The sequence below is a fragment of the Veillonella montpellierensis DSM 17217 genome (assembly GCF_000426745.1).
Classification (GTDB): domain Bacteria; phylum Bacillota; class Negativicutes; order Veillonellales; family Veillonellaceae; genus Veillonella; species Veillonella montpellierensis.
On record NZ_AUFY01000023.1, the window covers coordinates 21,201 to 31,823 of the forward strand.

General features: G+C 36.0%; 9 protein-coding genes. 7 read left to right on the plus strand and 2 right to left on the minus strand.

The window, feature by feature from the left end:
- Window positions 1–242: 242 nt before the first annotated feature.
- The 4 genes from K357_RS0106395 (at window position 243) to K357_RS0106410 (ending at window position 5,136) form a co-directional block, all read left to right on the plus strand.
- Entirely contained in the window at window positions 243–1,052 is an 810-nt protein-coding gene (locus K357_RS0106395) for a hypothetical protein (protein WP_028257962.1), read from the plus strand.
- Window positions 1,053–1,068: 16 nt separating this feature from the next.
- Entirely contained in the window at window positions 1,069–2,175 is a 1,107-nt protein-coding gene (locus K357_RS0106400; protein WP_028257963.1) for an ATP-binding protein, read from the plus strand.
- An 11-nt stretch (window positions 2,176–2,186) separates the two neighbouring features.
- Window positions 2,187–3,650 carry a vWA domain-containing protein gene (locus K357_RS0106405; RefSeq protein ID WP_038113770.1) on the plus strand — a complete coding sequence of 488 codons (1,464 nt, stop codon included), beginning with the start codon at window positions 2,187–2,189 and terminating at the stop codon, window positions 3,648–3,650.
- 607 nt (window positions 3,651–4,257) lie between these two features.
- Entirely contained in the window at window positions 4,258–5,136 is an 879-nt protein-coding gene (locus K357_RS0106410; RefSeq protein ID WP_028257965.1) for a LysR family transcriptional regulator, read from the plus strand.
- A gap of 208 nt (window positions 5,137–5,344) precedes the next feature.
- Here the strand turns inward: K357_RS0106410 and K357_RS0106415 are convergent, their stop codons facing one another.
- Entirely contained in the window at window positions 5,345–6,106 is a 762-nt protein-coding gene (locus K357_RS0106415) for an SDR family NAD(P)-dependent oxidoreductase (protein ID WP_028257966.1), read from the minus strand.
- 289 nt (window positions 6,107–6,395) lie between these two features.
- On the opposite strand from K357_RS0106415, the gene K357_RS0106420 reads away from it, so the two are divergent.
- Entirely contained in the window at window positions 6,396–6,914 is a 519-nt protein-coding gene (locus K357_RS0106420; protein ID WP_244869384.1) for a peroxiredoxin, read from the plus strand.
- Window positions 6,915–7,382: 468 nt separating this feature from the next.
- Here K357_RS0106420 and alr read toward each other — a convergent pair whose 3' ends face one another.
- Complete coding sequence (alr, locus tag K357_RS0106425) at window positions 7,383–8,495, minus strand: alanine racemase (protein WP_028257968.1); 1,113 nt, start codon at window positions 8,493–8,495, stop codon at window positions 7,383–7,385.
- A 279-nt stretch (window positions 8,496–8,774) separates the two neighbouring features.
- On the opposite strand from alr, the gene K357_RS0106430 reads away from it, so the two are divergent.
- Window positions 8,775–9,695: a LysR family transcriptional regulator gene (locus tag K357_RS0106430; protein WP_028257969.1), complete on the plus strand. Its 921-nt coding sequence runs from the start codon at window positions 8,775–8,777 to the stop codon at window positions 9,693–9,695.
- Window positions 9,696–10,322: 627 nt separating this feature from the next.
- Window positions 10,323–10,623 (plus strand): helix-turn-helix domain-containing protein (locus tag K357_RS0106435; RefSeq protein ID WP_028257970.1); only part of this gene is annotated, 301 nt, incomplete at its 3' end.

Below are 10,623 nucleotides of genomic sequence, written 5' to 3' on the forward strand. Positions count from 1 at the left end.
GCGTAGACGAATCACTTGACGGTCGTGTTTTGTAACGTGTGATTGGTGTATATAGCGACTGTGAATGTGGTAAAACGCGGGCAATAGAGAGTCTAAGTAGTAGAGCTAGTATTAGTTTATTAAATCCTATCGTGAGGTCATGGATAGTAGCAAATTGTATATAGCATATAACATGATGAGAGTATATCGTTTCTATGATGAGTAGCGCAGTATGTGTGAATCGTGCTCTAGGAGGTGCGCCTGTGGATGAATCAAAAGTGATACAAATGTTACAAATCAATCCAAGAGGATTAGAAAATATTTCAGATGCAACGGAAGCAATGCAACTGGCTGCAGTCACTACGAATGGATTAGCGTTAGCCTATTGTCATAATCCGTCTGACCGGGTGGTGATGGCAGCCATTGAAGAAAATGGCAGAGCGGTAGAATATATTAAGCACCCCAGTGAAAGTATATTAGAATTTGTGATTGATAAAGGGTGGAATTATTTGGAATATATAGATAGTCCATCAGAAGCAATTGTGAAACGTGCATTAGCACAGTCTGGTTGGGCTATCAAATACGTGAAGAATCCTAGCGAAGAGTTACAATTATTAGCAGTAGAAACTAATTTTGATGCGATTCAATATATAGAAAATCCATCGCAACAGGTACAAGAAATGGCTATCCGTCATAATTATCAAGCCCTTCGGTATATCAAAGTTCCTACCTTTGCTTCGGAATGTTTAGCGGTTAGAGAACATGAAAAGGCTATGCGATTCATTAGTGATTTAACGATGGAAAAAGTATTACAATTATTGGCTGTAAACAGTTTGATTATTAAATATGTGCCACATAATTTGTTGCCACCTGTAGAAGCGATAAGAAAGGCGTTGGCTACGGCATTAGGAGAGGAATCAGTTTGTGAAACCTATGTAAGACAATTTATGACTGTTTTTACCTTGGATGATGGACAGGGAAACTCATTGATTAATAAATTGGCACTTGTAGATACATATGGTAGTGCTAAGGCGAAACGTATTGCTATGGATGAGCGACTAGCATTTAAATAAGTAAGGAAGATGAATTATGAATTTTAGTGAAACAATGCAAAGTTTAAATATTGTGCTAGAGGCTCGACAAGTGCCTTTACTCGTGGGCGGCACAGGGATTGGTAAAACCTCATTAGTAGCGAAGGTGGCATTGACTCATGGATGGACATTGATTACGATTGATGGCAATTTGTTGAAAGAAGGGGAAATTGGCGGATTACCTACTGTTAAGACGCATAAAAAAAGAAATGCGTCCGGTGACGTAGAGGAAGAGAAGATAACTGTATATGCCATTCATCATAAATTGTATGAGGTGGATCAAGCCGTTTCACAGGGGCAATCTGTCATATTATTTATTGATGAAATTAATCGTTGTGAACATGCAGTGCAACAAGAATTAATGAACTTGATTTTGAATCGAGAAATTAATGGGTATCAGTTGCCGGAGAAAGTTCATATTGTGGCAGCTATGAATCCAGTTAACTCCTATGATTATGAAGTGACTGAAATGGATGGAGCACAAGAAAACCGCTTTGTTTGGTTATATATGGAAGCGGATTATAAACAATGGCTTGATTGGGCCGTAGCAGCGGGAATTGAAGAACGGGTCATGGAATTTATTTCCACATTCCCTGAGTATTTGAATAAAGCCAATGAAGATGATATTAATGCGACACCACGTAGTTATGAACGCATATCTAATTTATATACGATTTATAAAGCGAAGAAAGAAACAATTCCTCGGTCTGTATTTTTTAATTTGGTTCGCGGCAATGTAGGGTCTATCATTGCAGAAGAGTTTGTCAATTTTGTGGAATCTGAGTATCAACCACTAGTATCTTATGAAGATGTATTTGAACAACCTACTTGGTCTAGCTCTATGGAAAAGAGAATCCGTGAAGAAAGTCATACGCGTTTATATTTAGCAGCACGCAATATACTAACACAATTAGAACAGCGTATAAAAGACAAAGAAATAGATGCGCCAAAAGCGATAGAAAGATTGGTAGCGTTTCTTCGTGCCTATCCTGTAGATTTGCGTATTGCTGTTATGAAGAGTATAAAACAAGACATGCCTCATGTATATAATCAAGCACAATATGATGCAGCCTTTGTGGATATATTCTTTGCAGCTTATCGATAAGAGGTATAACTATGAATCTATACATGGCAGATATGCTCTTAGAAGAGGCGAGAGCTATAGTAAATGACTATGAGAAAAGTCAGGCTCATATTGTTCCTCATGTAGAGTTTGATGTGCTTGGCACTATGACAGCGAATGTGGAAAAAGATCCATTGGTTGTGCCGGAGAGTTATAAAAGAAAAGTACTAGATTATCTACATCAGTTAAATTTACGACTTATGGATGGAACGGATAATTTTTATGGATACTTTTTTCTTCAAATGCAACATGATGTGCGTTTTGATATAGCTAGTCCTACAGGAATTGCTTTTAAAAAAACAAAATATGTGTTATATATTAATCCTTTGCAATTTTTTGCCTTATCGCATCTACAAATGGAGAGTGCTATTAAGCATGAAATTTTACATATCGTATCGCTTCATTTGTTACGTGTACGTGATTTGGATGCTAATTATAGTCAATTGGCTATTAATTTAGCTATGGATGTGGTGGTGAATACACAATTAACATCATTGCCACCTGATGCAGTTGATTTAACATGGGTGAATCGTCAATTTAGAATATCCTTGCGCCCTTTTAAAACACTTGAATATTATGTGGAGGAAATTCAAAAAGCAATTCACACGAAAGATGGCGTTGATGCAGCAGGGGCATCTGTTGCTGTTGCTGTACATGAGGAAGCTAGTGAGATTTCCACACATTTGGACCCACGTCGTATGCACGATATATGGATGGAATGTGATGATGTATCGGAAGAAATGATAGAGACATTTACAGAAACATATATTGATGCGGCTACAAAAGGAGAACTAATGGGGTATTTAGCCAATCAAGTAGCTATTATTAAAGATAGAAAAGATACATTACCATGGCACTATTATTTAAAAAAAATAGTGGGAACTGTAACAAATGCTCATAGAAAGACGACAACACGACGTCATAGACGACAGCCAGAACGACTTGATTTGAGAGGTACATTGCGAAATCATCGTGCTAAGATTGTAGTAGCCCTTGATACGAGTGGCAGTATTAGTAATCACGAGTTTATGGCGGCTATGGAAGAGGTCTTTCAAATTGTTAAGAATTACAATCATGAAATTACGATTGTAGAATGTGATAATGCGATTCGTCATACGTATCGTGTGAAAGATGTTAAGCAGTTGGAAGAACGACCTGCTAAACGAGGTGGCACAGCATTTAGTCCCGTAATTACATACTGTAATCAACAGTCTATCGATTTGTTGATTTATTTTACTGATGGAGAAGGTGAGACTTCTTTAGTTGTACCACCTAGAGGTTATCGCGTATTATGGGTATTAACGGGACGATCAAAAGGATTATCGTTGCATACCTCCTATGGATTAGTTAAACAATTGCGTCTTGTTCCAGAAACAGAAGACACGGTAGATTTTTCTGATTTGCGGACAAGTGGATACTCTATGGCAAATCAACCACGAGATGCAGATATTATGTAGATTGTATAAAGGGTAGCTCCACTATATATAGTGCGTCTAAGACCCTTGTGCATGGCATTCTTTTGTTGCGCGGGGAATGAGGGACTATGCCTTTTATACTTTAAAGAAGAGGTACACTAGGTAGGTCATCTGTTTACGGCCACCATACAGCAAGAAAGTATTGAATTTTTGGGTGGTAAGTTCTGGTCTCTAAGGTGTCAGTATATATAAAAACATGTTTTGTGTACTAGTTGGTATGTATCCATTAGCGTGGATGGTGTATAGAACAATAAAAAAACAGCCCCGAGAGAGTGTGGACTGTTTTTTTATATGCTTTGTGTTATTGGAGAGTAGATTTCTTAGGAATGTACAAAGAAATCTAGTTGAGAGAATCATAATAATGAGAGCATTATTATGACTATGAATTATATAATCGATAGTATATAATTCAACTTTCACACACATTATAACGCTCGTTACAGGATTATAAAAATGGCAAAAAATTATTATATACATAAAAGTTTGTTATAGATATAATAGATGTAAGAGAGGGGATAGTGGGCTATGGATATACTCCTATATGGGAGCTAGTAGAATTGGTTGTATTGTAGTATAGGATGAGTGTTATATGGATAGTAAAAAATGTGAAGCCTTTTTAGCAGCCATTGATTATGGGAGCTTGACTGCTGCTGGTGATGCCTTGGGGTATACACAACCTGGCATTACACGCATGATTAATACGCTAGAAGAAGAATTAGGATTTAAGCTGTTTGTGCGAACTAAAAAAGGTGTGTCTGTAACACCTAATGGAGAAATTATGATTCCCGCATTTCGTGAAATCGTGAGAGCACAGCGGGTGGCAGAAGAATTAGGGTCTACTATACAAGGCATGTTAAGTGGTGTATTGACGATTGCCGCCTATTATAGTATTTCTGCAGTGTGGTTGCCTGCGATTATTCAGCGATTTCAAAAAGATTATCCTTATGTAATCATTCGCGTTAACGAGGGCGGAAATCGAGAAATTGCACAATGGTTACATGATAAATCTGTAGATTTAAGTTTTGCGGCACAACCAAGTGAGAAGGTGCCATGTGATTGGATTCCTTTGGTTCAAGACGAAATGGAAGTGTGGTTACCGATAGATCATCCAGCGACAAAAGCAGCCTCATTCCCTATTGAACAGTTAAATGGTGCTCCTTTTATTATGACCTCAGCAAATCAAGATACAGAAATTGATCGTTTGTTAGCGAAAGAATCATTAATGCCAGATATTAAATTTTCTACTAAAGATTCCTTTACAACCTATTGTATGGTAGAAGCTGGCTTGGGAATTAGTATGAACAATCATTTGATTTCACAGAAATGGTCAGGGCAGGTGAAACAATTGCCATTTAATCCACCTCACTATGTAGAACTAGGGTTAGCCATTCCTAATTTAGAAGAAGCTTCACCGGCAACGAAAGTATTCATTGACTATGTGAAATCCTTCTTGGAAACGATCAAATAATCTGTGCTAGCGTTTTTCCTCTTCCACACGTGATGCGTGTGAGAGGATGCATAACACTATGCTAGCTTATGGGAGTTGACTTGCCTTCACATGTATGAAAAAAATATGATAAGTCGGATTAACATCATGGTTAGGAATTAGAAAGCGTTAGGATAGACATAATGACAGATAGCGCATAGAATGCGCTATCTGTCATCTAGTACGTTTGTTATATATGTTTGGATACCATAAAACCTGTGGCTTGTTGATTAGCCATGATAACCATATCAGAAATTTGAACCCGCCGTGGCTGGTTTACTACATAGAGAATTGTGTCGGCAATATCTTGTGCTTGTAAGGCTTCGATGCCAGCATAGACATTAGCTGCTTTTTCTTTGTCTCCGTGAAAACGAACTTCACTGAACGGTGTTTCAACGATACCTGGTTGTATGGTAGTTGTTTTTATATTCGTATCAATTGTGTCAATACGAATTCCGTCACTAATTGTTTTAATGGCTGCTTTAGTGGCACAATAGACGGCACCATTGGCATAGGCATAGATACCAGCTGTGGAACCAAGATTGACGATATGTCCTTGATTAGCTTGTATCATAAATGGCAAGACTGTGCGTGCTACATAGAGCATGCCCTTAATATTGGTATTAATCATGGTTTCCATATCATCAAGACTGCTATCTTGGAATGGATCTAAACCTTGTGCTAGGCCCGCATTATTAATTAATACATCAATACCACCAGCAGAGGTAATCATTTCTGGAATCATTGTTTCTACAGCTGTGCGATCTGTTACGTCCAATGGAAAAGTTGTTACGCTAATGCCATAGTTATCTGATAAGGTTTCTTTTATATGTGCTAACTTATCTTGACGCCTACCGCATAGTAAAAGGTTATCTCCATAGGCGGCAAAAGCCTCAGCACTTGCTTTACCAATACCTGATGTAGCACCGGTTATTAATATTGTTCTTGCCATAGTTTGACTCCTTTTCTTTTAGCATATAGTATAGTTATCATTCTTATTGTACCTAGATTTTGTGATTTGTAAAAGAAAAATATGATTTTTAGGTAACAAGTTAAAGAAATTGTGAGATAATTATGAATAGATAAGATGCTAAATTATATGATATAGCATTTATAGTTTATTCTATCATATACATAGCTATATTCATTATTGGTGAGATAGAGTTGTATTGGCAAGAGCTGATGTTAAATTTTATAGGTTTATAGAAAGGAGGAAGGGATTTTTATGGTTAATAAGGTATGTGTGCATTGTTGATAGTTATAATGTATACGCTTTGTTTGACCATATATCCTTATATAGTATGTTAGAAGTAGGTTTACAAGCACCTGATTTTACAATGCCTAATCAAAATGGTGACATGGTTAGTTTGCATGATTATCGAGGTAAAAAAGTTATTTTATATTTTTATCCAAAGGACAATACGAAGGGTTGCACTATGCAAGCTCAAGAATTTGCTAGACTACAAGCGCAATTTGCAGCAGAAAATGCTGTGATTATTGGTGTTAGTAAAGATAGTGTAGCATCACATAAAAAATTTGAAGAGCAGCATCAATTGCCATTTACATTGATTTCAGATCCAGAGTTAACAGTTATTCAAGCCTATGATGTATGGGGAGAAAAAAATATGTATGGTAAAAAGACAATGGGCTTGATTCGTAGTACGTATGTTATTGATGAAGCGGGTATTATTATCGGAGCCTTTGGTAATGTACGAGCCGCTAAAAATCCTGAAAAAATGTTGGAAGAAATTAGTAAATAATCGATAGATTTATAGCTATGAAATATAGTATTCTTTAAGGAAAGCATATAAGAATAGCCACTATGATTGCTTCATACAGATTAGTATAGTGAAGTATGAGTAGATAATTAGTAGCTAGCAAAGTAATTTATATATTGTATAGGCATATTGTTAATAGATTGTGGATTAGGAATAGATAATTAAAAGATAGGTTGTTATCAATCGATTATTTAATGGAAGTTTATCAAAATAAGTTTATCAAAAAAGTCACACCGTGATAGAATACTTTTCATTTTAAGAAGTACTCTATCTGGGGTGTGACTTTTTGTTTATTTGTTTTCGTATGGAGTAAATTGTTGACTCTATGTATAGAGGTATCGCTATTTTTGATGGGTATCGTATTTCGTGTTACATTGGATAGAAATGGTCATGTGTAGCTATCGTGATGAGGATAATCGCTAGGAAAGGTATGACTCTAATTAGTATCGACTATAGGTAGTGACGCGGAACGCGTTCAGAAAAACCACAGAAAATTTCATAAGGAATGGTGTCGGCTAAGGCTGCTATATCTAATACAGATATGGTTTCATCCCCTTGGGAACCTAGTAATATGACAGGCTCACCAGGATGTACATCAAGAGTATCTGGCAGTGCTACCATGAGTTGATCCATACATATGCGACCGACAATAGAACAATGAGTACCCTTGATTAAGACAGAACCTTTATTGGATAGACTGCGTGGATAACCATCTGCATAGCCGATGGGAATAGTGGCTATTTTCATGTCTTTAGGCGCTATATAGGTACTGCCGTAGCCAATGCCAGAACCAGCAGGTGCTTGGTGTACATGAACTACTTCGCTATGAAGTGATAGGGCCGGTTGCAAGTGTAGCGTATTCGGCACATCTACTGACGGCATAATGCCATATTGAATAATACCGGGTCTGGCATCCGTAAATAAACTGTCTGTAAGCACTAATAAACCAGCACTATTCGCCAAGGAAAAACGATATTGCTTATTAGGTCGAGCCTCCTTAACGGTGGATACTAGACGATTAAATAGTTGTGTTTGTTCATGAGCATGTGTTTGATCCGCCGCATCAGCATTGGCCATATGTGAGAAAAAACCATTGATTCGTAATTGGGGATATGCGTCTATTACATCAATCCAATGTAATACTTCCGTAGGGGAAATGCCAATACGATGCATACCTGTATCGACGGCAATAGCTACTTCAATCACTCTATTGTGTTTACTAGCACAGGTATTTAATGCTTCAAAATCAGTAGATTCACAAACGGCAGGGATTGTATTAGTTGTGGCAATTAAATCGAACGATTGTGGTCGAGTTAGTCCTAATAGATAGATAGGAGCCATGATACCTGCTTGTCGAAGGGGGATTGCTTCTTCTGGGATAGCAACAGCTAGTGCATCATAGCCTTCCTCTATGGCTATTTGACTCACGATGACACTGCCATGACCGTAGGCGTTAGCTTTTACAACGGCTGTACATGTCATGCCATTAGGTAGACTATTTTTTATGGCACGTAAATTGTGGCGAATACATGTGGTATTAATTTCTAAATAGGTAGGTCTCATACTATATCTCCTAACCTATACAGGATATCAGTAATTATAAGCTTGCTTGCATCAACTATACATATAGTTAAGATAAAGAAGCATACTTATTGTCTGTAATGCGTATATAGAATTACTAACGGTATCTGTTTGTACTCATCATACGCTATAGTAGTATAGGTAATAATATATTATTCTATAACTTTCATAGAAATGTTACAATAGAAAGATAAAAGATAATAGATTATATGAATCTTTTAATGAGTATAATGAACGTCTATGAAAGCGAGGCACTATCCGTTGACATTATTACAATTAAAATATATTGTGACTGTTGCTGCAGCAGGCACGATTAGTAAAGCGGCAAAACAGTTATTTATTGCACAACCAAGTTTGACAGCGGCTATTAAGGAGTTAGAACAAGAATTGGGTATTACTATCTTTAATAGAACCAATAAAGGAGTTATTTTGTCGGTGGAAGGAGAAGAGTTTTTAGGCTATGCACGACAAGTCATCGATCAAACCAATTTAATTGAAGAAAAATATTTTGGACAAGAACCTGTGAAACATCAATTTTGTGTATCTACGCAACATTATTCTTTTGCCGTAGAGGCATTTGTGGACCTGTTAAAGAATCATGGTGGTGAAGAATATGATTTTCGTATTCGTGAAACACAGACCTATGAATTAATTGAAGATGTAGCAAAATTGAAAAGTGAAGTGGGAATTTTATATTTGAATAGTTTTAATGAAACTATTATTCGAAAAGAATTGCGTCGCCATGACTTGAAATTCCATCCTTTGTTTACAGCACAACCGCATGTATTTGTCAGTGTGTTTAGTCCGTTAGCTAAGAAAGAGATAATTACCTTAGAGGATTTAGAACCATATCCACGATTATCCTATGAGCAAGGTGAACATAATTCATTTTACTTTTCTGAAGAAGTGTTGAGTACACGTGATGCGAATAAAGATATTTTAGTATGTGATAGAGCAACATTATTTAATTTGTTGATTGGCCTTGATGGATATACTATTTGTAGTGGTGTTATCAATGAAGAATTAAATGGAGAAAATATTGTAGCTCGTCCGTTGGATGTAGATGATCCGATACAGATTGGTTATTTGACGCATAATAAAATTGCGCCTGGTCGATTTGGTCAACTTTATATTGAAGCATTGCGAGAGCGAACTAAGGATTATTCCATTGAGCATCTATAATAGTAGGTGATTGGCAGATAAAAAAGTTCGTGAGTATAAAAGATTGATACTCACGAACTTTTTTATCTATAAATTTTGCTTATGTTAGATATAAAGATTTTACTGTTTGCTTAATAATTAAATTAAATATATTATAAAATCATATAAAACATGCAATTTAAACATAAATAAAAATTGCAATATAATAATTGGAAGTATTGGGGTAGTTGTACCGTTTACATGAAGGAGTGTTATTTATGTGAGTTATTATTTGATTGGGGATATAAAGATTTAAGGGTTGCATTCATATTTTGATTAAGGAAGATGTATCGATGGTTTATTTTATAAAGTTTTATAAGGGGGCATAAAAATGTTAATGATATGAAGTTGATAAGTGGGGAAAATATATTTATTAGTGAAACTATAAAATTAAAATACTTTGAGTAGACTAATGGGTTATTTAGTATCGGTAGGTATAACTTTTGTTTATTTAAAAGTGGATATGGAGTTTCGTATTGATGCTATAAGTGGAAATTTATATAATTTTTAAAGCTTAATTATAAAATGAAATTGAACACATAAAAAATCCATAGTGAACCTTGTGTTATGATTTAGGTATCTAATCAAAATATAACCGAGGCAATTACTATGGACTACAATAATCATAACACGACATTACGCACAAATAAACACTTAAACTTCGAAGAACGATTTTATTTAGAAAAGAGAATCGTTCTAGGAGATAGTATTGCTGCAATTTCACGTGCATTGGGCCGTTCTAGAACAACTATTTATACAGAATTAAAACGTGGTACTGTAATTCAAATTCGACATGGTAAATCTCAACTTGTATGTTTAGCTGATTCTGGACAAGCAACATATGAAAGACAACGTGTTGGCTCCTTTAATACCATAAGAATTGGTGCTATAGAATCTTTTATAAATTGGA